Origin of the sequence: Methylocystis heyeri, assembly GCF_004802635.2 — a bacterium.
GTDB classification, from domain to species: domain Bacteria; phylum Pseudomonadota; class Alphaproteobacteria; order Rhizobiales; family Beijerinckiaceae; genus Methylocystis; species Methylocystis heyeri.
In genome coordinates this window covers 2,398,789-2,420,686 of record NZ_CP046052.1, presented here as the reverse complement: position 1 = coordinate 2,420,686, position 21,898 = coordinate 2,398,789, and the positions used below count along the sequence as shown (strand labels likewise).

Sequence of the window (21,898 nt, the reverse complement as noted above, 5' to 3'; positions counted from 1 at the left end):
CGTCGCCCCCCATGTGCTCACGGAAACCGCAATGCGAACCGCGGCCGCGGCGCGCCGCTGATGACATTGGGAACGACGCGGCCGTCGGTCGCGTCCACGATCCTGCGGTACTTGGTCTTGCCCTGGTGGGTGTCGTTGACCAGCGGCGTGGTGTAGCCGCAGCCCTTGAAGAAATAATGCGTGACCTGGCTCCAGCGCGAGCGCGTCCAGTCCGTATGCGGGCTGCCGCCATGGACGAGATTGGACGCCCATATCAGCGCCCGGCCTTTTCTGGCGAGGAAGGTTTCGCGCTGCAGCCCGAGCTTTTCCGGCAGCTCCTGATAAAGGCGGGTGAAGCGGTGGACCGCCGTTTCGAAGGAATCTCTCTTGGACGAAATGCCGAGATGTTCGCTTTGGAAGCTCGTCCATTTATGGGAGCCCGGATAGTAGAACAGGGGCCCGTTGCTTTCGTCTATGTCCTCGAAGGCGACCCACACGCCGCACATGAAGCGCTCGGGGATCGAGCAGAAATGGATGTGGTCGCTGTGCGCCGGCTGCTGGGTGCCGACGGGAAAGTTCAGGGTCTGAAAGGGAAAGGCTTGCCGGCCGTAAAGGGCCGAAAGCATTTCGACCACCGTCGCGTTGCAGGCGATGGCGCGCACGTCCGCGTCGAACTTCCAGGCGTCCTGCGTCCTTGCGCTCAAGGGACAGGCGGCGGGGTCGCGCCAATCGAATTTGCGGGCGAGGGCCTCTCTTATGCGCTCTATCCGGCCGTCAATCTCGGCGTCGGGGAAGTCGACGACCGCATAGCCTTTCTCGTTGAGGTCGGCGGCGACGGCGCGATATTGAGCGGGCAGTTTGTCGATTTCCGATGCAAACAGCGGGCTTTCGACCAGCGGCACGCCGGGAAGAAGATCGGAATCCATGCGTCTCGCATCCCCTTATCGCGGCTGCATTCCGAGCCATCTAAGACCTTCGCGCGTCCTAAGTAAATCGGCTTCACGGGGAGAAGAGAGCCTGCCCATCGCTTCGGCTTTGCGGCGCCGCACACGGATGTTATAGCCCTGATGATCTCAAGGGGTGACGGACAATGGCGAAAATCAAGGTGGCGAATCCGGTCGTCGAGCTCGACGGCGACGAGATGACCAGAATCATCTGGACTTTCATCAAGGAAAAGCTGATCCACCCCTATCTCGACATCGACCTCAAATATTACGACCTCTCGATAGAGAACCGCGACGCCACTGCCGACCAGGTCACGATCGACGCCGCCAACGCCATCAAGCAATATGGCGTCGGGGTGAAATGCGCGACCATCACGCCCGACGAAGCGCGGGTGAAGGAATTCAATCTCAAGGAAATGTGGAAGTCGCCCAACGGCACGATTCGCAACATTCTGGGCGGCGTCATCTTCCGCGAGCCGATCATCGCCAAGAACGTGCCGAGGCTGGTGCCGGGCTGGACCGCGCCGATCGTCATCGGCCGCCACGCCTATGGCGACCAATATCGCGCCACCGACTTCAAGGTCCCCGGCAAGGGCCGCCTCACCATCAAATTCACCGGCGACGACGGCCAGGTGATCGAGAAGGAGGTGTTCTCCTTCCCCGGCGCCGGCGTCGCTATGGCGATGTACAATCTGGACGAATCGATCCGCGACTTCGCCCATGCGACCTTCAACTACGCCCTCGCGCGCAAGTTCCCGGTCTATCTCTCCACCAAGAACACGATTCTGAAGGCCTATGACGGGCGCTTCAAGGATCTGTTCCAGGAGGTGTTCGACGCGGAATTCAAGGAGAGGTTCCAGGCCGAGGGGCTCACTTATGAGCATCGCCTGATCGACGACATGGTGGCGTCCGCGCTGAAATGGTCCGGCGGCTATGTCTGGGCCTGCAAGAACTACGACGGCGACGTGCAGTCCGATACGGTCGCGCAAGGCTTCGGCTCGCTCGGCCTCATGACCTCGGTGCTCATGACCCCCGACGGCAAGACCGTGGAGGCCGAGGCCGCCCATGGCACGGTGACGCGCCATTATCGCGAGCATCAGAAAGGCCATGCGACATCGACCAATTCGATCGCCTCGATCTTCGCCTGGACGCGAGGCCTCGCCCATCGCGCCAAGCTCGACGGCAACGACGAACTGGCCCGTTTTGCGGCCACGCTGGAAGAGGTTTGCGTCGCCACGGTCGAAAGCGGATTCATGACCAAGGATCTGGCGCTGCTGATCGGCCCGCGCCAGAAATGGTTGTCGACGACGGGCTTTCTCGACAAGATCGACGCCAATCTCAGGAAGGCGATGGCGGGCTGATTCAGGCGGGCGGCGCCGGGGGGGCGGTTCGATGATCGATTTTGCGGCCTATCCTTTGCCGGCCATTCTGCTTGCGAGCGTCGCGGCCCTGCTGACCGCCGCGGAAATCGGCCATCAGCTGGGTTCGCGCGCCGAGGCGGAGGCGAATGTTACGACGCTGGAGGCCGCCATCCTCGGCCTCATGGCGTTGATGCTCGGCTTCACCTTTTCGATGGCGCTGGCGCGCTTCGACGAGCGGCGCGACGCCGTCCTCGCCGAGGCGAATTCAATCGGAACCGCCGCGTTGCGCGCGCGCCTGCTGCCGGCCCCGCATGATCTCGAAAGCCTGAAGCTGTTCAAGGATTACGTCCAGATCAGGCTGGATTTCACCGCAACGGTTCCGACCTCGGCCGAGGCCGGCGCCTTCATCTCGCATTCGAACGATATTCAGGAAGCGCTGTGGAAGCGCGCCAGGACCGTCGCCGCCAAGGACAACGCCATGGTCCCGGTCGGAGTCTATATCCAGGCGCTGAACGAGATGTTCGACAATCAGCAGAAGCGCCTGACCGCTTTTCGCAATCGCGTTCCCAACATCGTCTTTCTCGCGCTTTACGCCATAGCCTTCGTCGCCGTCGGCTTCTCCGGCTTTTCGAGCGGGCTGGAGCGCCGGCAATGGCGGGCGCCCGTCTATGTGATGTGCGTTCTTTCCGCCGGCGTCATCCTGCTCATTCAGGATATCGACCGTCCCGGGGTCGGATATATCAATGTCGACCAGGGGCCGATGATCGAGACGGCCGGCGGCATCGCCAAATATCTCGCGGAGCTGCAGGGCGCTGCGGCCCATCCGGTTCAGGGCGTGAGATAATTGATGTTTTTGGCCGGCTTGAACGCCGTATTGACCGATCCCTGGATGTTGTAGTTCCCCTCCAGCGCGACCGTGCGAATGCCGGAAGTCGGCCCGAAATTGACCTTCTTGAGATCGAGCCAGACGCTGTTGGCGCTCAGCGTCGACTCGAAATAATAGATCATCCGGCTGTGGTCGAACGCGGTTCGCCAATAGGTCGGCGAGAGATTGGGATGCTCGGGATCGACCTTGCCCCAGGGAACGGAGACATTGCGAATGACGCTCATCACGCCTGCGACCGCCTTTCGCTCGTCCTTGGTCTGCGGCAACTGGCTCAAATAATAGGACGCGCGAACGAAGCGGTCTTCCGACCGATAAGAACCGGGAAGAAACTTGGAGCCGTCCAACCCTTTCCAGTAATTGTTGAGCGTCAGCTGCTCGTCGTAGGTCGGACTGTTGGTCATGACCTGAAATTCACGGCCATGGTGAATGACCGGCTTGCCGTTGAGGAATTCGATTACGGCGGAGTCGCCGGAGGAATCGGACAGGGCGAGATGCACCACCGTCGAATGCGTCTTTCCCGGCCCAAACTTCGCCGGAACGATATAGACCGACTGCTCTCCGATCGCCGCGACGGCTTCCCCGACGCTGGCGAAACTCGAAAGCACATATTGAACCCAGGCCCCGACCGAGATGCGTGGCCTGTCGTCGGTCGGCGCCGGTCCAAAATCGGCTTCATCGAGATATAGCAGATTGGCGCCGAGGCCCTTCTCGTTCATCCCGTCGAAGGTCGCGTCGACCGGGCCGCTGGGGTCGGTCGTTCCTGCGACGACGGCGGTTCCGTATTTGCTGGCCCAGCGCAGCGAATTGGTTCCGCCGGCGCCGTCGTTCTGGGTTCCTCTCGGGATAATGTAGAATCTGGCGTTGAACGGATAGGGCCAATCCATCGAGCGGCCCGTGACCACCTGCCCGTCGGGACCGAGCCAGGTGATGCGGGAACAGGCGAGCGATGCCGAAATATTGAGACATGTCGCCGCAACGACGCCTATCGCCGTGATACGCTTGCCCTTCATCGTCTTGCTCCCCGCCTCGAGTCTTTTGTTTTAACGCGTTTCCCTGGCCGAACCGGCGTCCACTTCGGCTGGAAAAGCTCTAGAACATTGGTCTGGTCAAGCTTAGCTCGCGCTCATCTACAATGGAATAATACTCTCAACCGGCGCGCAGTAATTTTACCGCTTCGTTGCGTTCAAAAAGATAAAGCAGCACGCGTAGCGCTTCGCCGCGCTCGCCGGTGAGATCCGGGTCCTTGCGCAGGATCAGCTCGGCGTCGTCGCGGGCGATCGCCAGAAGCCGGGCGTGGGCCAGAATGTCCGCCAGCCGGAAACCCGGCAGGCCGGCCTGCCTCACCCCGAGAATCTCGCCTTCCCCGCGCAGGCGCAAGTCTTCTTCGGCGATGCGGAACCCGTCTTCGGTCTGGCGCAGCATTTTCAGCCTCGCGCCGGCGGTCTCTCCCAGCGGGCCCTTGTAAAGCAGCAGGCAGGAGGATTCAGTCCCGCCGCGGCCGACGCGTCCGCGCAACTGATGAAGCTGCGCGAGGCCGAAACGCTCGGCGTGCTCGATCACCATGATGGTCGCTTCCGGCACGTCGACGCCCACTTCGATTACGGTCGTGGCGATCAGGATGCGCGTCTCGCCCCTTTGGAACGCCTCCATGGCGGCGTCCTTGTCAGCGCCTTTCATCCTGCCGTGGAGGAGGCCGACGCGGGGGCCGAAAATGCGCTGCATGTCCTCGAAACGGTCTTCGGCGGCGGCGAGATCGAGATCCTCGTTCTCCTCCACCAGAGGACAGACCCAATAGGCCCGCGCGCCTTGGTCGAGCGCGCGTTTCAGGCCGTCCACGACCTCGCCGATGCGCGATTGGGGCAGGGCCCGGGTTTTGACCGGCGTGCGGCCGGGAGGTTTCTCGTCGAGAATGGAGCTGTCCATGTCGCCGAACAAAGTGAGGGCGAGGGAGCGCGGGATCGGGGTAGCGGTCATCACCAGAATATCCGCATCCTCGCCCTTGGCGCCGAGGGCGAGGCGCTGCGCGACGCCGAAACGATGCTGTTCGTCGACCACGGCGAGGCCGAGGTCGTCGAAGGAAAGATCGCCGGTGATCAGCGCATGGGTTCCGATCACGACCTGGGCTTCGCCCTGCGCGATCGCGGCGCGCAGGCTTGCCCGCTCGGAGGGTTTGGCGCGGCCGGTCAGCAGGACGGCGCGCACGCCCGCGGCGGCGAACAGGGGCGCGAGCCGTTCGAAATGCTGGCGGGCGAGAATCTCCGTCGGCGCCATCAGAGCGGCCTGACGACCTGATTCCACCACATGCGCCATGGAAAGCGCGGCGACGATGGTCTTTCCGGAGCCGACGTCGCCCTGGACCAGCCGCAACATACGCTGGTCGGAGGACAGATCGGCGCGGATTTCTTCCAGCGTGCGTTTTTGCGCGCCGGTCAAGGCGAAGGGCAGGGCGGCCTCGATCTTCGCCGCGAGCCGCCCTTCGCTTTGGTGGCGGCGCCCCGGCGCCCGCCTCATCTTCGATCGCATCAGGCGCAAAGCGAGCTGCTCGGCGAGAAGCTCGTCCAGAGCCAGTCGCTGGCGGGCGAGACCGCCCGGAGCTATGTCGGCCGGCTCCTGCGGATGATGGAGGCGATGAAGCGCCTCTTCGAAGCTCTGCAGCTTGTTGGCGGCGAGAACGGAGGGGTTCTGCCATTCCGGCAGGCGCGGGAGGCGCGCAAGCGCGCCCTCCACCGCCTTTTGCACGAAGCGCTGCTGCAGTCCCTCGGTCAATCCGTGCACGGCTTCCACGGCTGGCAGCTTGGCGAGCCCGGCCTCGTCGAGGACGCGGTCGGGATGAACCATCTGGCGGCGGCCGTCATAGAGTTCGAGCTTGCCTGAAACCCAGCGGATCTCGCCGACCGGCAGGCTTCGTTCTATCCATTCGGGGTTGGCGAGGAAAAACACCAGCTCCGCGTCGCCGGTCTCGTCTTCCACATGCACCTTGAACGGTCCCTTGGCGTAGCGCCCCTGCGGGCGCCGATGCTCGACCACCCGCACCTTGACGAGGACCATGGCGTCGAGCGGGGCCTCCGCCAGCGTCGGACGCGTCCTGCGGTCGACGACATTGATCGGGGCGTGAAACAGAACATCTATCAGTCGCGCCTGCTCGCCGGGCCTGGCAAGGAGCCGGTCCAGCAGTTTGGCGGTTTTCTGTCCTATGCCGGGAAGCGTCTCGGCGCGGCCGAAGAGGGGATCGAGTAGGGTGGGGCGCATTTGCGGGCAATGTCGCGCAAAGCGGGCGGTTTGTCATGCGCCGGCGTTGGCGAGAAGCGGTTACCAGTTCGCATGAAGAAAACACGACGTAAATTCCCAAGACCAGGCCGGTGGACGCCGACGCGAAACGCAACGCCCGCGAATGCGAGATCGCCAGAAATTCCCTTTTCCCCAGCCGCCTTCGAAGGTTCAAAGCGCTCAGGCGTTGCATTTCCCGTCGGACCATTCATACAAACTGGAAATTTTTCGGCGTGCCCGGCGCGGTGCGTTGGGCGTCGGCGATCGCCTTGACGTAATCTTTATGAGTTTCTGTAACCGACTTTATCAGACCTCCAAACGACATGGCGGCTCCTTTTGAAAACTGGTGACTATCGTGCCGGGTCTCAAACAGCACGACCGGCTCTGTTCCCTCGTTCGCCACGCCGCCTGGACCAACGCCTTTCGAATATTGGTACATGACGGCTTGCGTAGGCTTAAAGGTGGGAGTGTCGGGTCTTAAATGGAGCTCATTCTCAGGCCATTTATTCTCGTCGTTTCCATCTTTCGGCGTCGCCGGATTATCGCTGAGCCCTTGGCCGTATGACGTGTCGGTCTCCGCAGCGTAGCGTGTGCGTCCGTCTTCAGACGGCGCGTGAGGAAGAAAAACTGCGTCATGCGTTGCATTGAGCCTATCCTCTTTTTTTCCTAGAGAGTATTTCTGGCCATCTTTATTATCAGATATAAATTGTTTCTTTGCGTCTTCCGCAGCCTTATTGGTCTCTTTCTGATAATAGTCGCTGCTTCTGTTTTTGAGTGATGCTTTTATATTACTTGATTTTATTTCCTTATCCTTGGCCTCTCGTGCCTTATCGGCGGACAATTGCGTCGCTTCCAAAAATTTTGCGGTTTGGTCAAGCGATCTGAAGAAGGTCTGAAGCGGTTCTTTTGTTTGGGAGTTTATAGATTTGAGAATGAACCTCACGTCATTAGTCATAGCTGTTTTGAACTTAAGGTAGTTTTCTCCGGTTACTATTGAAAGCAAAATCTGCTTGTCCCTGTCGTTCAAGACGGTCCTTATGATATCATTTATGGCAATCTTTGGAAGTGTTACATATGAGTCTTTTATATTTAGATCGTTTGCTGTTCCGGTGCTCTTTGAATACTCAACTGAGTGCACGAAGTAATACAGTGTAAATAAAGACCTAAGTTTTGCAAGTTTTATTCCGGAAATACTAACTAGTTCTTGTCCTTTATAGCGCTCTTTATAGAAATCTTCGGCTGCTTTGTGTAAAAATTTGTCAACAAGTTCATTGGCTTTTGTGCGTGACAATATGAAAATCTGCTTCTGTGTTTCGCTCTTGTCCCATGAATCGTTGAATATCAAGGCGATATCGCTTTTTGGGTCGTCGCCATTTGTTGGAATATAACCAATTTTTCTAAACGGGATCTCAAAATTCATCTGAGGTATTACCGATTTTACGTCATTAGAGCACACGTAATAGACGCATCCGGCAATCTTGTTGGCCGGTTCGAGCGCGTATTTTTGCACGTCTTGGTTTTTATGTGTTTCTATTTTAGCATTGTAGCGTTTGAGCAGACTGTCGAGGGTTTCCCCTCGAGTTGAGGTGTATTTATCTTCGGGTTTCAAGGTGCGTATCGTCTCAATCAATATCCTGCAGGATTCGCGCAAAGCCACTTCTTCCGAATCCGAGAGGGTCTCTCGAGGACCGCCGACATGCTCCAAGCGAGCTGTTTTACCTTTGACTTGATCAGGGTGCAGTTCCACTCGCGAGAATGAGCGGCCAGGAAGCTGGAAGGCGTTTTGGGCGTATGTCCTTGCTATCGGTTTGCCATATTCTATCCGATCTTCCGTCCATTTTTTGTTTTGCTCGTCCCACAGTTTTATAACTGTGCCCGCCAATTCGTTTTCCGCGCCAATATGGAGTTGTTTGTACAGTTGGTCATAAGTGGCTGGCATTTTCCGCCTCCCTCGAATGAATGAATTACAACGATCGCTAGCACCCCTGGTGTGACTATCGCTGTGTCTAATCTCACAGTGCGCTGAATATGCGCGATGGAAAGAGAATATCTGCTGCGCACGCATCGAGCGGCTTGAGCTCCGCCGCCGACGGTCTCAGCCACGTTCCAGATTCACATGCTGCGTCTCAATTGGAAATCAACCAGCGCCTCCCGATCAAATCCAGTCCAGCGGGCCGAAGGCGAGGGTGAGCCAAAGGCCGAGGGCGAGATGCGGCCCGAACGGCAGGACGTGCTCATGGGCCGCCGGCGCGCCGGCTTTTCGCTCGATCGCCGCCGAAACCAGAGCGGAGGCGACCGCCGCCAGCAGGCAGGAAGGCAGTCCCGCCGGTCCGAGCCACAGGCCGGCCGCTCCGAACAGCTTGGCGTCGCCGGCTCCCAGTCCGCTTCGTCCGGTCCGGCGCTCATAGGCGAAGGAAACCAGCGTCAGCAAACCCCACGCCGCGGCGGCGGCTGCGATATGCGCCAGGATTTCCGCGCCGTCGAAACGCGTCAGAAACAGGGCTGCGGAGGCCAGCATGACCCCGATCTGCCGATCCGGGACGATGAGATAGGCCGCGTCGAACAGGCTCGTCGCCATGAGCGAGGCGAACAGCGCGAGAAGCGCGGTCAGCTGCAAAGCGTCATGCGGGCCTTTCACGACGACAAAGGCTAAGCTCGCGAGGAACAGCCACAGCACGTGGACGAGACTCGCGCCTTCGCCGCGCGCGCGGAGGCCGTCCAGGAAAAGAGCGATGAGACGCCTGCGCCGCCTGCGTCGGGAAGGCGCCGCAACGAGCATGGCCGCAGCTATTTCTTTCATGCCGTTCACAATTCCAACGCCGCTCATGAAGTGCAGGCGCGCTTCTCGCGACTGTCATTGAACCGCGGTCAATTCCATAACATAATGCCGGCGGTCCAGCGCGCCTTTCGCTCGCAATGCTTGCGCGCGAGCGGAATGATGCAGCGCCGGCTCAACGGGCGGAGCCCGATATGCCCGTCGGCTTCTACGGGAACGGCTCTGCAAACGCGAACAAGCGCGGCACAACGCGATGGCGAGATCTCACAGCATGACACAGGCGGTATTCACAAATCTGTCGTATAAGCGGCGCGTGCGATTGGCGAGGCGCGGCGCCCGTTCGGGGGCAGGCTTCACCCTCATCGAAATGCTCGTCGTGTTGGGCATCATCGGTTTGATCGTGGGTCTGGTCGGGCCGCGCGTCCTCAACTATCTGTCCGACGCCAAAGTGAAGACCGCGCAAATCCAGATCGAGAATATCGCGAGTTCGCTCGATCTCTTTTATCTCGACACCGGGCGTTATCCGAACACGGAGGAAGGCCTGGGCGCGCTGGTGCAGCGGCCTCACGACGCCTCGGCCTGGAATGGTCCCTATCTGAAATCGAACAGTGTGCCGAAAGACCCCTGGGGCCATGCTTATATCTATCGCGCTCCCGGCCAGAACGGTCCTTACGACATCGGCTCCGTCGGCCCCGAAGGACGCGACGGCGGCAAGGTGACCGTGTCGCGCAACCGCGACGCCGCTCACTGATCGCAATGGCGCCTGTCGCTCGTATGAGTCATACGGGCGATGGCGCGCGTTATACAGGCGGAGGCGCTCGCCGCGCCTTCGCTGAACTTTTCAGGCTTTTCCTGCAGGAAGATGCGATCCGATTTTTGATCGCCAGCAATTTTCGCCGTAGGTCATTTTAGGTCTCGGCGCGGTTTTCCAGCCGAGCGCCACTTGGTTTTTGAAATGCCGCGAGCCCAACTCTTACGAATTCCGTTTGATCCTGCGCCCTGAGGTCCACCCGACGCCTCAGGATGAGGGCTTCGAGTTGGCGCGCCGCGCTGCTCGCGTCGGCGACGGTTCAGTCAGACGATCTTACTGATCGAGCAGGATGCGTTTCGCCGTCGATTCCATGCTGTGCGGGCGGGCGTTGGAGTCGCGGGCGATCTGGAACAGTTTCCTGCGATATTCGGCAGTGATTTCTCTCGCGTCATTCGAGGTGTGAACGACGTGAGGCGTAATCATGATGAGCAGTTCGCTCTTGGTGGCGGTGTCGGTTCGCTGCCTGAACAAGGTGCCGAGAACCGGCACGTCGCCCGCGACCGGAATCTGGTCATTGCCATTGCCGCGCTGCTCCTGAATCAGGCCGCCGAGCATCAGGGACTCGCCGTCGGCGACGATCACCTGGGTCTTGATGCGGCGCTGCTGGATGTTTGGGTTCTGGGCGCCGGGAGGGGTGTTGGGATCGACGTTGGATACCTCCTGATCCAGCTCGAGCATCAGGTTTCCGCTTTCGCTGATATGCGGCGTAATCGACAGGATGACGCCGGTGGAGATATATTGGCTGCCGTTGAAATAGGATCCGTTGGTGTTGATCGACGAGCCTGTGAAGGTCGTCACCGAAATCTGGTCGCCGACCTGCAACTGCGCTTGTCTGTTGTCGAGCACGGTCAGCGAAGGCGTCGAAAGCACATTCACCTTGGTGACTTCGCTCAAGGCGTTCAGCGTGACCATCGCGCTGGCGCCGCGCAGAGCATAGGAGAAGCCGGGGAAGGCGCTCGCTAAGCCCGCGCCGATCAGATTGCCGCCAAATCCGTTGTTGGGATAGGTCTGCGTCCCAGAGGTGTTGGAGAGGCCGAAATTGTTGGTCTTGTGCTGGAAATACCAGTTCACGCCGAAGTTGAGCGCGTCGTTCAGCCTCACTTCGGCGATGGTCGCCTCGATGAACACCTGGTTGGGCTGAACGTCGAGCACCTGCACGACCTTCAGCAGGCGGCGGTAATCCTCCGGCGTGGCCATGATGACCAGCGCGTTCTTGGCGTCGTCCACCGCAAGCTTGAAGCGGTCGTCTGCGACGGAGACCGTCTGCGGGCCCGAATTTGCGCCGGAGCCTTGCGTGCTGTTGGCGCCATAGGCCCCGCCCGAGCTCAGCGAGCCGCCGCCGGAACCGAGGCCGGCGCTCGATCCGCCGAGGCCGCCGCTCGAGCCCAATCCGCCCGAAGATCCGAGTCCTCCGCTCGATCCGCCGAGACCGCCGCTCGATCCGAGCCCGCCGCTGCCGCCGCCCAGCCCGCCCGAAGAACCGAGGCCTCCGGAAGAGCCTATGGAGGAGCCGCCGGTGTTGCCGCCGCCGGCGCCGCCGATCGGAAAGCCCCCGCTGCTGCTCGAGGAAGAAGAGCTGTCCGATGAGGACATCGAAGACTGGCCGAATCTCGGCGCGACATTGTTGCCGCGGCCCGAACCCGAGGTCCCGAACATCGAGGCGATGATCTGCAGCAGCTCCTTCGCGGGGCGGTTCTGCACGCGATAGCTGAAAAACTGTTTTTCGTTGCCCTGCGCGCGATTGTCGAGGCGGTGGATCCAGGCGCGGGCGCGGTCGAGATATTTCGGCTGCGAGGAAATCGCGAGAATGGCGGAGAGGCGCTTGTTGCCGATGAAGCGGATCATCCCGCCCATCGGGCCTTCCTTCTCGGCGCCGAAGACGTTTTTCAAATCCTCCGCCATCGCGTCGGGGTCGGAGCTGGTCACGGGCACCAGGGCGAAGGACATGCCGCGCATGGTGTCGATATCGAAGGCGGCGATGGCGTCCCGGATATTGGCGATATCCTGCGGCGAGCCGGACAGGGTGAGGGCATTGCGTCCCGGATCCGCGCTCACGATCGCGCCATGGGGAGAGATCGGCTCCAGCAGGCGTTTCATCTCCACGGCGGAAACGTAACGCAGCTGCACCACTTCCGACCCTCCACCGAGCCGCTCGGCGTTGGCTCCGCCCGGGCTGACGACGATGTCTCCGCCGGAATTGGCCGCCTGATCGGCCGGAACGATGCGGTACAAGCCGCCGGACTCCACCAGTGCGGAGCCGGAGGAGCGCAAGGCCGACTGAAACAGGGACATCGCTGCCTGTTTGGTCAGAGGCCGGACGGTGTGGACGGTCACGTTTCCTTCGAGCTTGGGGTCGATCACATAGTCGACGCCCATGATGTCGCCCAGCATGATCTTGGCGGCCTGCGCCAGAGGCAGGTTGACCATGTTGAGCGTTACGCCGTCTTCCGGGTTCTCCGGCCCACGGTTGCGTCCGTTCTTTCCGCCGCCGGACCCGACGAGGCGGCCGTCGCCGCGGATCATCTGCGTCGGACCGCCGCGTCCCGAGGCCATCGCCGCGAGGCCTTCCTCGCTCGGTCCGCCGCGGGACGGTTTAACTTTTGATTTTTCGGGGAGGGGAGCCGACTCCCATTCTCCAATCACCGGTTCGCGGACAACGGCAGTATCGCACCCGCTGAGCAACATAGCGCATGAAACGCCGAGGAGCAGATTGAAGATGCGCGAACTCAAGGGGCTCACTCTTACTGGGGCCAGATCCATGCGTTACCGGATTAATGGCCGAATGAACGAGCCGTGTCCAGTTTGCGTTAAGCTGTTAACCATACTTTAATTTAGTTATTTCTGTGGCTCCGGATAAAGAGTCAGCCGAATGATTCGCTCCCCGCTCGCCAATGTGATTTCCATATTTTGCACCTGAGTGACAGACCAGCCGTCGATCTGGTCTCCCACCGCCAGCCATTTACCTTTCGGCGTGGAGGCGGAGACCATAAAAGCCATGGGTTTATTTCGATATTTGGTGACGCCGGCCAAAGTCAGGCCCGGCGGCGGCGCCACCGGGGCGAGCGCCGCCGCATTGTCCGAAGGATTTTTTTTCTCCTTGGCGACATAAGGCTTCCGGGCTTTGGAGAAAATCGGGCGGTTCAGCGTCTCCACGTCGGCGCTGGCCGGTTTGGGCGGCAAGGCCTCGTATTTGGCGAGGGTCGGCGGCCGCCAGTCGGCGCGGACGTCCGGCGCGGCGTTTTGCGAGGGAAAAAACGCCAGGCCGAAGACCAGCAGGCCGGTGAGATCGAACAGAGCCGCGGCCGCGAGAACGCCCCCTATGAGGGGCGAAAGACGCAGCTGGTGAAGCAGCGCGATCAGCCGATGAGCGACATTCATTGCTGATCCTTTGCGAGCGCGCCGCCATAGACGTCTATCTGTGCGGAGATTTCGGGCGGCGGCGTTTCCTCGCCCTGCGGCCGCCACATCATGATGGGCTGATTGAGCATGGCGGCCGTCGCGATCAGCAACGGCGGACCCGTCTCGATCGCGCGCGTGAAACTGTGGATGGACTCCGGCGTTCCCGAGACCTCGACGCGCGCGCCGAACAGCTGAGGGGCTGAAGCGCGACCCGCGCCCCCGGCGGGTTGGGAGGGGGCGCCTCCGCCCGAGCCCGGGCCAGAGGCGGCTCCAGCGGCGCCGAGCGATTTGGGGGGCAGCGCCTGGATCGAACGCACGGTCACGCCGGCGGTTTCGGCCATGGCTTTGAGCTTCGATTGAAGCGCGGCGGCGATTACGCCGGCGGTCGAGCCTTCGAGAAGGTCGCCGTGAGCGTTGATCTCCTTCACCTGGCGGGCGTATTCCCGCACCGCCGCCTCCTGGCCGGCCACCGCCTCGTAGCGGGCGAGAGTCGCTCGCCGCTCGGCGAGGCTTTCCTCTCCTTCGACGAAGATATGATAGAGCGGCGCCGCCCCCAGCAGCAGCACGAGGAGAAGGAAAGCGCCGTTCGCAGCCATAAAAGGAAGACGCTTCCGCCAGACTTCGGCGTCCCGCCAATGCTTGAACTGGATCATTTCTTGCCTGCCGGGGTCTTCGGGCGCACCCGCATCTGGATCGAGAAGCGTTCGCGCTTTTCCTGCAGGTCGGGCATTATCGCCGCCGTCAGCGTCGTATTTACGAACATCGGCGACTTGTCGAACAGAGCCGGCAAATCTGCGGCCGAGTCCGCCAAGCCGACCAGATCGACGCTCCGTTCGCCCGGCTTGGGCTCCGACAGCCGCCACTCGGTCAAATGGGCCGAATTGGGAAGGATGCGGGCGGTTTCCTCGATGAGGTCGGCCAGCGAGGGGGCGTTTTCCCGTTCGCGCCTCAGGCTGGTGAGAAGCGCGCCTTCCGCAGTCGCCTGGTTGGCGATCGACCTCACGACGCCGGCGCGTTGCTCCGCCGTCGCGATTTCCTCGTCGAGACTCGCGCCGATCTGATCCACCCGCCATGCGCGAACGCCGAGGCCCGCCACGATGAGGCACAAGCCGCCCGCGGCCATGCCGATCAGGGCTTTTTGAAGCCAGGCGGTGGCGTTGGCGTCCCGCTTCAGCGATATTTCGGGCAGTTCGTTGGCTCCGTCGCTGCCGGGCTCGGGCCTCACCATGTCGAGATCGTCGAGCGAGAGATCAGCCTGCTCCACGGCGGCCTGGGCGATGTCCCGCCGCAGGATCCATTGGGTCACTTTCAACCTGTCGGGGCGCCCCGGACTCCTGGCGACGACATGGCCGAAAAATATATCGTCGAGCTTGAACAGGGTCTTACGCTCGATTTCCCTCGGCAGCGATTGAGCCAGCGAAGCGCGCGCCGCGACCGGGACCTCAAAGGAGCGCACGAAGAACTTGTCGCGGGGCAGTTCGAGGATGATCTTGACCGACTGACCGTCCTGCGAGAGCCGGCCGAGGAGTTCCTTGGCCGAAGGAGCCGCGCCGGGATATGCGCCGAACCCTTTCTCCTCGCCGCCGACGTCTATCGAAATTCCCGACCGGCCGGCCCGGACGATCAGTTTACGCTCGCCGCGATCCATCAGCCAGGCGAGCGCCGAGGGCGGCAGCGCCGCCCTGGCTTGCGCCATATACCAGGACCAAAACCCGCTCAGAGCCTGGTTGAGGGATTGGGTGGTGATCTCTTTTCGCCATATAGAATCGGCCAAAGACGTTACCCGGCTTTCGAGGAGAGGGCGCCGCAGCGCCGCTGTGAGAAGCGCGTCGCGCCAAAAATCATAGGGGAAGGCGTTTGTAGCAGCAATGTGACGGTTTTATTCCACGAAGGGGGCGTTGCGGATGCGCTCGCGCCGCGCCGCCTTGGCGCGTTCGGCGTCTTCCGCCGCGCGCGCCTTCGTCATGATGTCCTCCGCTTCAGCCCGCCTGCCGGTTTCGGGGGGCTCGTATCCCGAGGGCGCCGGCGCGGCGAGCGCTTCAGGCGGGGCGATGGAAATATGGGAGATCGGCAGAGGATGGATCTGCCCCGGCGGCAGCTCGACGGCGTAAACCGGCTCCACGGTCCAGCCCCGCCCGGAATTCGATATTTCGACGCCGAGGAGGGAAGGCTCATAGGTTCGGCTCCCGGTCGGATCTTTTCGCGATTCGCACAGGCGAAAGCGCTTCACGCAATCGAGCTGGCTCATGGCTGCGCCCATGTTGCGCTGGCGCTCCATTTCGGCGTTGACGAAAGCGGTGTCGCAGGCCTCCGGCTTGAATTTCAGCGAGGCGACGCAAGCCTCGCGCGAGGCGAAAAACACGGATTTGGCGGCGAAAGCCGTCCCGCTCCACACGGCGGACCCCAGTGTAGAGGTGAAAGCTAGGACGCGTAATCCCCGTCCCGAGCGGGGAAAACCGTGGCCGATGAACGGGCGAGTCAGCTTCGTTGACGCCATGACCATGCGGATGTGCCGCCGAAGCGCCATTTTCTCCGCTCCAGCGAAGAAAACCGCTCCGATCATTGAGGGTGCGAGTTTCGAAAAGCCGCGGACTTGCCGGTAAATGCATCAAATCCTAATTTTTTGTAAAGTGCCTAGGCATTGCGGCCAAAATAGGCCGGCGAGGAGCAGTTCCCCGCCGGCATGAAGAAGGAAGGCCCGAGCGAAGAAATGGCGCGTCCGGGCTGAGAAAACGCTTCAGAGCCCGGCGTCCATGACCTGCATGATGGCCGGAGCCATGACGACCACGATGAGCACCGGGAGGAAAAACAGGATCATCGGGACGGTCAGCTTGGGCGGGAGCGCGGCGGCAATCTTTTCCGCCTCCATCATGCGGGCGTCGCGGGCTTCCTGCGCCGTGGTCCTGAGGGCCTGCCCCAGCGGCGTGCCGTATTTTTCCGCCTGGGCGAGCACCATGCAGATCTGCTTGACCCCCTCCAGCCCTGTGCGGGCGGCGAGGTTCTGGTAAGCGACGCGGCGATCCGGCAGATAAGAGAGCTCGGCCGTTGCGACGGCGAATTCCTCAGCGAGCGGAACCGATTGCACGCCGATCTCCTGTCCCACCTTGCGGAAGGCGTGTTCGATCGACATGCCCGATTCGACGCAGATCAGCATCAGATCCAGAGCGTCCGGAAAGGCGCGCTTCATCGAGGCCTGCCGCTTCTGGATCGTGTTGGAGAGAATGATCTCCGGCAGCTTGATGCCGACATAGAGCGCCGCCACGGCGGCGCCGGCCATGGATACGCCGCTCAGGCCGAAGTCGTTGATGAAGTTCAGATAGAAGACCGTCGTCAGAAAGCAGCCGATAGGAGTGACGGCCCGGAAGAACAGCAAGGTCGTTTCGGCCTGGGGCCCGCGATAGCCGGCCGAGGCCAGCTTCATTCTGGCGTCGTCCGTGGCGAGCCATCGCGAGAGCGAGAATTTCTCAACGACGTTCTTCATGTAGACTTTGGGCTGCTGGCGCAGGCCGCCGCTGCTCTTCGCCAGAGCGCGTTCGCGCGCTCTCAGGGCTTCGCGCTCGCTGGCCACGGCTTTCATGCGCTTCGCCAACACGTCGGTGGCGAAAAAGGGCGTCATGACGGAGTACAGCGTCGCGCACACGAAGATTGCGACCAGCAGGCTAGAAACCAGCTGAGGGTCGCTGCCCATTTCGACGATCTCTTTGACCATTGCGCTTCTTTCCCGAAACGGCCCTCAAGGCGAAAGTTGTGTTCAGCCCCCGATTTTCAAAGCGGGGATCGTCGTCCGTCGCAAAGGGCTGGAGCGCATTTTCGCAAAATTAGACATGCTTTTGCTAAAGACGCGCGCCCAAACCTCGGTCGGAAAACGCTTCAGATATCGAAGTCGATCATCTTGCGCATGACCATGACGCCGATCGACATCCATACCAGACTGACCGCGACCGTTATCTTTCCGCCGTTCGTCGTGAACAGAAGCATGATATACGCAGGCTGAAGCATGTAGACGGCGCCGCCGACGACGAAAGGCAGGCTTCCGATAATGCCGGCGGAGGCCTTGGCTTCGGTCGACATCGCCTGGACTTTGCCTTTCATCTTCTTGCGGTCTCTGAGCACATTGGACAGATTGCCCAGCGCCTCCGAGAGATTGCCGCCCGATTTCTGCGAAATGTTCACGACGATGGAAAAAAACGAGGCCTCGGGGATCGGCATGCGATCGACCAGACGTTCGGTCGCCTCGCCGAGGCTGAGGCCCACCGCCTGCGCCTCGATGATCTGGCGGAACTCGCCGCGCACCGGTTCCTGCGCCTCTCCCGCGATCACCCGAAAACAATCGACGACCGGCAGTCCCGAGCGGATGCCGCGGATGATGATGTCGATCGCGCCGGGAAACTCCTGGACGAATTGGTTTATCCGTCGCTTGCGCAGGAAGGACAGCAGCCAGGACGGCGCCCCCAGCATGCCGATGAAGAAGCCGCCGATGGTGACCAGCATATTGCCGTTTACGATCAGCAACACCAGCGCGAGAAACAGGCCGAACCCGGCGGATCCGACGAGGTAGCTGGTTTTGGACCATTGCAGCCCGGCCTGCGCAATGCGCTGTTCCAGCGTCACCTTTTTCTTCTTGGAGGAAGACTCCATTTCCTTCAGCGACTCTGCGATCGCCTTGCGTCGTTTGGCGGGATCGGCCGCGGCGCGGCTGACGCCGGTCTTCTCCCTGGAGGCGGAGACGAAGGTCGCCGCGCGCTTTTTCGCTTTGGCGTCGTCCGACAGATACGGATAGACGACGACATAGGCCAGTCCGGCCGCCATGAGGGCGAACAAGACCGCCGCGATCAAACCTGTTTCGTCCTCCATGGGCCGCTCCCGAACTCCTGAACCTTCGAAAACCGAATTAAATCTTTCCGTCCTAAACGGATGCTGAATCTGTTTGCGATATCTCGGCGCGCTTCTTTACTCGTTGTCGACGAGCGAGGCGTCGAGGGCCGCTCCCAGGCGATCTTCCTCGCCATAGTAGCGCGCGCGCTCCCAGAAGCGCGGCCGACCGATGCCGGTCGAGCGATGCCTGCCGACGATCTTGCCGTTGGCGTCTTCGCCGAGGATCTCGTAGACGAAGAGATCCTGCATCGTCACCACATCGCCCTCCATGCCGAGCACTTCGGTGATATGGGTGATGCGACGCGAGCCGTCGCGCAGGCGGGCGGCCTGTATGATCACGTCTATCGAGGACACGATCATGTCGCGGATCGTCTTGGCGGGGAGCGAAAATCCACCCATCGTGATCATGGATTCGAGACGTCCCAGCGCTTCGCGCGGAGAGTTCGAGTGCAGGGTTCCCATGGATCCGTCGTGGCCGGTGTTCATCGCCTGGAGGAGGTCGAAGGCTTCGGGGCCGCGGACCTCGCCCACGATGATGCGCTCGGGACGCATACGCAGGCAGTTCTTGACCAGATCGCGCATCGTCACCGAGCCCTGCCCTTCGAGGTTGGGCGGGCGCGTTTCGAGTCTCACGACATGATCCTGCTGCAATTGCAGCTCCGCCGCGTCCTCGCAGGTGATGACGCGCTCGTCATGGTCGATGTAGTTGGTCAGGCAGTTCAGCAATGTGGTCTTGCCCGAGCCCGTGCCGCCCGAGATGAGGACGTTGCAGCGCACGCGGCCGATGACCTTGAGCACCTCGGCGCCTTCCGGCGAAATGGCGCCGAATTTCACCAGCTGGTCCAGCGTGAGCTTGTCCTTCTTGAACTTGCGGATGGTGAGCGCAGGTCCGTCGATGGCGAGGGGAGGCGCGATCACGTTCACGCGCGAGCCGTCCATGAGGCGGGCGTCGCAGATCGGAGAAGCGTCGTCGACGCGCCTGCCGACCTGACTGACGATTCGCTGGCAGATGTTCATGAGCTGGGAGTTGTCGCGAAAGCGGATGTTCGTCAGCTGGATCTTTCCGCTGACTTCGATGTAGGTCTTGAGCGCGCCGTTGACCATGATGTCCGCGATGTCGTCCCGCGCGAGCAAGGGCTCGAGCGGCCCGTAGCCGAGAACATCGTTACAGATGTCGTCGAGCAGTTCTTCCTGCTCGGAAATCGACATCACGACATTCTTGATCGAGATGATCTCGTTGACGATGTCGCGGATTTCTTCGCGGGCGTTCTCTGGATCGAGCTTGGACAGCTGCGCGAGGTCGATCGCTTCGATCAGGGCGCCGAAAATGACGCTCTTGGTGATGTAATATTCGTCTGACTTTTTGCTTTCGGTCTGCACGACCACCGGCGCGGGGGGCGCCGACTGAGGCGGCGCCTGGATCGTCGGCGCCCTGGGGGTGAAGGCGGGAGCGGGCTGAGCCTTCGGCTTCTGGCTCCGCGCAGCCCCCTTGTCGCCGATCTCTGTGCGCTTTCCGAACATTTGGCTCTATCCCTGATTCTCACAAAGGCTCGGATTGCGTCAGCTTGCTTTCTTGCCCGCAAAGCGCTCGAGCAACGGTCCAAGAAGGCTTTTCTTGGATTTTTGCAGATCGGTGCGCCCCATGACGAGTCGCGCCAGATTGTCGAACGACTCGACGATTTTGGAGCCGGGCTCGATCTCGGCCAGCATCTGGCCGTTGTTTGCGGCCGTGCCGAACAGTTTGGGCTCGAAGGGGATCACCGCCACCGGCGAAACCTCGATAGCCTTGGCGAATTCGGCGGCGGCGATTTCCGGCCGTTTCGGCACGCCGACCGAATTGAGCACCAGCTTGGGCGGCCGATCGTTGGGGCGGGCGACGCGCACCGCGTCGAACAGAGTCTTGGCGTTTCGCAAATTGGCCAGGTCGGGAGTTGCGACGATCACCACTTCATCCGCGCCGATGAGAATGTGGCGCGCCCATGAGGTCCATGCGTGGGGCAGATCGAGCACGGTGCAGGGAGTTGTCGCGCGAAGAACGTCGAGAACCGGGTCGAAGGCGTTTTCCGGGAGGTCGTAGGCCTTGTCGACCGTCGCCGGCGCGGCGAGCAGGCTCAAAGTGTCGCTGCATTTGGAGAGCAGACGATCGACCAGGGTCGAATCGACGCGCTCGGGCGAGTAGACCGCCTCCGCGATGCCCTGCGGCGGGTCCTGGTTGAAGTCGAGTCCGGCGGTGCCGAAGGCGAGATCGAGGTCGGCGATCACGGTCTGGTATTTCAGGACCCTCGAAAGCGACCAGGCGAGATTGTGCGACACATTCGAAGCCCCGACGCCGCCTTTGGCTCCGACCACCGCGATCACCCTGCCGAGAGTTTCGGCTTCGGGTCCGTTGTAGAGGTGCGAGACATGCTGGATGAAGGGCAGGACGTCCACCGGCGTCACGAGGTAATCGCTCACGCCTCGCGCCGTAAGCGCGCGATAGAGGGCGATGTCGTTCTCATGCCCGATGACGACGACCTTGGTGCCGGGGTCGCAATATTCCGCGAGCATGTCGAGGTTGGCGATGAGCTGCATGCGGTCGGCGGCGGACTCCACGACGATGAGGTTCGGGGTCGGGGCCGCGCGAAAAGCTTCGATCGCAGCGACGACGCCTCCCATGTGGACCTTCACGTGAGCCTTGATCATGCGCCGGTCGGTGGACGCGTTGAGTATGACCTCGGCCACTTCCTGAGTCTCGCAGAACGCCTGGATGGAAATCCTCGGGATCTGCGCGATCAGCAGGGATTCAGGCGGCGCGCCGGAATGTTCGATATTGGCGTCCGTCATCAATTGCCTCCCACATCACTGATGCTTGTAGACTTGGTAACCCATTTGGTGGAGGGATCCTGGCCCTTGCGGACGTCGGTGATCGCACGCATGCGGGTCTCGATATCGGCCGGCGTTTCGCCGCGCGGGGCCGCAAGGTCGCGCGGGTCCGCGATCTGCGCGGACAAGGTCGCCTGGGTCGCGCAACCGTAGTTCCAGTAGGTCTTGTTCTGCCAGCCTTCCAGGGAGCCGCCCGAGGCCAGATCGTCGGGCCACTCGCCGCACCCGCCCTTGACCTTGGGCTTGAGGCCTACGAAGGAAAGCCGGACCGGCGCCGCCATGGTGGGGTCGGTAACCGGATATTCGGCGACATAGAGAGAATGATCAGCGCCCGCCGCGACCAAGGCGCGGCGGATTTCTTCCAGCCCGTGCCGGCCGGAGCCATAAGCGCCGCCGACAGGGGCGAGGACCGTGATTTTGCCTTGGCCGAGCTTCTGGTAGCGCGCTACGAACTCCCGAATCCTGAGGTCGCTCGCATTGTCGAGGCGGACGCCGACGGGCGGCGGAAACACGTCCAGGGCGTTTTGCGTCTCGGCAAGGACGATCGGGTGACGGTCCCGGTAATCATAGGCGACTTCCGGCGGGGCGGAGACCTTGTTGAGGCCGCACGCGCTCAGTGGAAGTACGAGAAAAATTGAAGCGAGCTTCGCCGCTCTCCCCAGGGAGTGCAGCCGGCTCCCGGCGTCGAAGCCGGCGCTGTTTGAAGCGGCTGTGCGATGTTCCGACATGTGCGCCATC

Annotated in this window: 18 protein-coding genes; 3 read left to right on the top strand and 15 right to left on the bottom strand. The window is 61.6% G+C overall.

The features are described from left to right. Positions 1–17: 17 nt before the first annotated feature. Entirely contained in the window at positions 18–905 is an 888-nt protein-coding gene (locus tag H2LOC_RS11045; RefSeq protein WP_136496443.1) for a phytanoyl-CoA dioxygenase family protein, read from the bottom strand. A gap of 164 nt (positions 906–1,069) precedes the next feature. Here H2LOC_RS11045 and H2LOC_RS11040 point away from each other — a divergent pair, with 164 nt between their 5' ends. Together H2LOC_RS11040 and H2LOC_RS11035 are read left to right on the top strand one after the other, a co-directional pair. Then, complete coding sequence (locus H2LOC_RS11040; protein WP_136496442.1) at positions 1,070–2,284, top strand: NADP-dependent isocitrate dehydrogenase; 1,215 nt, start codon at positions 1,070–1,072, stop codon at positions 2,282–2,284. 31 nt (positions 2,285–2,315) lie between these two features. Further along, positions 2,316–3,128 (top strand): bestrophin-like domain, encoded by an 813-nt coding sequence (locus H2LOC_RS11035; protein ID WP_136496441.1) that lies wholly within the window; start codon positions 2,316–2,318, stop codon positions 3,126–3,128. Here the strand turns inward: H2LOC_RS11035 and H2LOC_RS11030 are convergent. The 4 genes from H2LOC_RS11030 to H2LOC_RS11015 form a co-directional block, all read right to left on the bottom strand. Beyond that, complete coding sequence (locus tag H2LOC_RS11030; protein WP_136496440.1) at positions 3,113–4,180, bottom strand: linear amide C-N hydrolase; 1,068 nt, start codon at positions 4,178–4,180, stop codon at positions 3,113–3,115. The two genes, H2LOC_RS11035 and H2LOC_RS11030, sit on opposite strands and share 16 nt — an antisense overlap. A 136-nt stretch (positions 4,181–4,316) precedes the next feature. Further along, on the bottom strand, positions 4,317–6,419 hold the full coding sequence (gene recG / locus H2LOC_RS11025) for an ATP-dependent DNA helicase RecG (protein ID WP_136496439.1): 2,103 nt from the start codon (positions 6,417–6,419) through the stop codon (positions 4,317–4,319). Between the two features lie 226 nt (positions 6,420–6,645). Next, positions 6,646–8,376 (bottom strand): hypothetical protein, encoded by a 1,731-nt coding sequence (locus H2LOC_RS11020; RefSeq protein WP_136496438.1) that lies wholly within the window; start codon positions 8,374–8,376, stop codon positions 6,646–6,648. 216 nt (positions 8,377–8,592) lie between these two features. Beyond that, a complete protein-coding gene (locus H2LOC_RS11015) occupies positions 8,593–9,237 on the bottom strand; it encodes a prepilin peptidase (RefSeq protein ID WP_162009749.1) in 645 nt (214 codons plus the stop codon). A 247-nt stretch (positions 9,238–9,484) separates the two neighbouring features. On the opposite strand from H2LOC_RS11015, the gene gspG reads away from it, so the two are divergent. After that, positions 9,485–9,964 carry a type II secretion system major pseudopilin GspG gene (gene gspG / locus H2LOC_RS11010; protein ID WP_246206794.1) on the top strand — a complete coding sequence of 160 codons (480 nt, stop codon included), beginning with the start codon at positions 9,485–9,487 and terminating at the stop codon, positions 9,962–9,964. A 333-nt stretch (positions 9,965–10,297) separates the two neighbouring features. Here gspG and gspD read toward each other — a convergent pair whose 3' ends face one another. The 10 genes from gspD to H2LOC_RS10960 form a co-directional block, all read right to left on the bottom strand. Further along, positions 10,298–12,577, bottom strand: a complete 2,280-nt coding sequence (gene gspD / locus H2LOC_RS11005) for a type II secretion system secretin GspD (protein WP_246206793.1) — start codon at positions 12,575–12,577, stop codon at positions 10,298–10,300. A 282-nt stretch (positions 12,578–12,859) separates the two neighbouring features. After that, positions 12,860–13,402, bottom strand: coding sequence for a hypothetical protein (locus H2LOC_RS11000; protein ID WP_136496435.1), 543 nt, complete (start codon positions 13,400–13,402; stop codon positions 12,860–12,862). After that, positions 13,399–14,076 carry a type II secretion system protein GspM gene (gene gspM / locus H2LOC_RS10995; RefSeq protein ID WP_246206792.1) on the bottom strand — a complete coding sequence of 226 codons (678 nt, stop codon included), beginning with the start codon at positions 14,074–14,076 and terminating at the stop codon, positions 13,399–13,401. Before gspM ends, H2LOC_RS11000 begins: the two co-directional genes overlap by 4 nt. Continuing rightward, entirely contained in the window at positions 14,073–15,197 is a 1,125-nt protein-coding gene (locus H2LOC_RS10990; RefSeq protein WP_136496434.1) for a PilN domain-containing protein, read from the bottom strand. Before H2LOC_RS10990 ends, gspM begins: the two co-directional genes overlap by 4 nt. A 105-nt stretch (positions 15,198–15,302) precedes the next feature. After that, complete coding sequence (locus H2LOC_RS10985; protein WP_162009748.1) at positions 15,303–15,950, bottom strand: DUF1190 domain-containing protein; 648 nt, start codon at positions 15,948–15,950, stop codon at positions 15,303–15,305. Between the two features lie 210 nt (positions 15,951–16,160). After that, positions 16,161–17,132: a type II secretion system F family protein gene (locus H2LOC_RS10980; RefSeq protein WP_136496432.1), complete on the bottom strand. Its 972-nt coding sequence runs from the start codon at positions 17,130–17,132 to the stop codon at positions 16,161–16,163. Between the two features lie 161 nt (positions 17,133–17,293). Further along, positions 17,294–18,277, bottom strand: coding sequence for a type II secretion system F family protein (locus tag H2LOC_RS10975; RefSeq protein ID WP_136496431.1), 984 nt, complete (start codon positions 18,275–18,277; stop codon positions 17,294–17,296). 96 nt (positions 18,278–18,373) lie between these two features. Further along, on the bottom strand, positions 18,374–19,819 hold the full coding sequence (locus H2LOC_RS10970) for a TadA family conjugal transfer-associated ATPase (RefSeq protein ID WP_154331629.1): 1,446 nt from the start codon (positions 19,817–19,819) through the stop codon (positions 18,374–18,376). 39 nt (positions 19,820–19,858) lie between these two features. Next, the gene (locus H2LOC_RS10965; RefSeq protein ID WP_136496429.1) at positions 19,859–21,121 is read right to left on the bottom strand and encodes a CpaE/TadZ family protein; all 1,263 of its coding nucleotides are present in this window, start codon (positions 21,119–21,121) and stop codon (positions 19,859–19,861) included. Continuing rightward, positions 21,121–21,888: a CpaD family pilus assembly protein gene (locus H2LOC_RS10960; protein ID WP_136496428.1), complete on the bottom strand. Its 768-nt coding sequence runs from the start codon at positions 21,886–21,888 to the stop codon at positions 21,121–21,123. Before H2LOC_RS10960 ends, H2LOC_RS10965 begins: the two co-directional genes overlap by 1 nt. Positions 21,889–21,898: the final 10 nt, after the last annotated feature.

Coding starts and splice junctions, on each gene's coding strand:
- H2LOC_RS11045 (WP_136496443.1), bottom strand. CDS start 905: ATGGATTCCGATCTTCTTCCCGGCGTGCCGCTGGTCGAAAGCCCGCTG.
- H2LOC_RS11040 (WP_136496442.1), top strand. CDS start 1,070: ATGGCGAAAATCAAGGTGGCGAATCCGGTCGTCGAGCTCGACGGCGAC.
- H2LOC_RS11035 (WP_136496441.1), top strand. CDS start 2,316: ATGATCGATTTTGCGGCCTATCCTTTGCCGGCCATTCTGCTTGCGAGC.
- H2LOC_RS11030 (WP_136496440.1), bottom strand. CDS start 4,180: ATGAAGGGCAAGCGTATCACGGCGATAGGCGTCGTTGCGGCGACATGT.
- recG (WP_136496439.1), bottom strand. CDS start 6,419: ATGCGCCCCACCCTACTCGATCCCCTCTTCGGCCGCGCCGAGACGCTT.
- H2LOC_RS11020 (WP_136496438.1), bottom strand. CDS start 8,376: ATGCCAGCCACTTATGACCAACTGTACAAACAACTCCATATTGGCGCG.
- H2LOC_RS11015 (WP_162009749.1), bottom strand. CDS start 9,237: ATGAAAGAAATAGCTGCGGCCATGCTCGTTGCGGCGCCTTCCCGACGC.
- gspG (WP_246206794.1), top strand. CDS start 9,485: ATGACACAGGCGGTATTCACAAATCTGTCGTATAAGCGGCGCGTGCGA.
- gspD (WP_246206793.1), bottom strand. CDS start 12,577: ATGGCCTCGGGACGCGGCGGTCCGACGCAGATGATCCGCGGCGACGGC.
- H2LOC_RS11000 (WP_136496435.1), bottom strand. CDS start 13,402: ATGAATGTCGCTCATCGGCTGATCGCGCTGCTTCACCAGCTGCGTCTT.
- gspM (WP_246206792.1), bottom strand. CDS start 14,076: ATGATCCAGTTCAAGCATTGGCGGGACGCCGAAGTCTGGCGGAAGCGT.
- H2LOC_RS10985 (WP_162009748.1), bottom strand. CDS start 15,950: ATGGCGCTTCGGCGGCACATCCGCATGGTCATGGCGTCAACGAAGCTG.
- H2LOC_RS10980 (WP_136496432.1), bottom strand. CDS start 17,132: ATGGTCAAAGAGATCGTCGAAATGGGCAGCGACCCTCAGCTGGTTTCT.
- H2LOC_RS10975 (WP_136496431.1), bottom strand. CDS start 18,277: ATGGAGGACGAAACAGGTTTGATCGCGGCGGTCTTGTTCGCCCTCATG.
- H2LOC_RS10970 (WP_154331629.1), bottom strand. CDS start 19,819: ATGTTCGGAAAGCGCACAGAGATCGGCGACAAGGGGGCTGCGCGGAGC.
- H2LOC_RS10965 (WP_136496429.1), bottom strand. CDS start 21,121: ATGACGGACGCCAATATCGAACATTCCGGCGCGCCGCCTGAATCCCTG.
- H2LOC_RS10960 (WP_136496428.1), bottom strand. CDS start 21,888: ATGTCGGAACATCGCACAGCCGCTTCAAACAGCGCCGGCTTCGACGCC.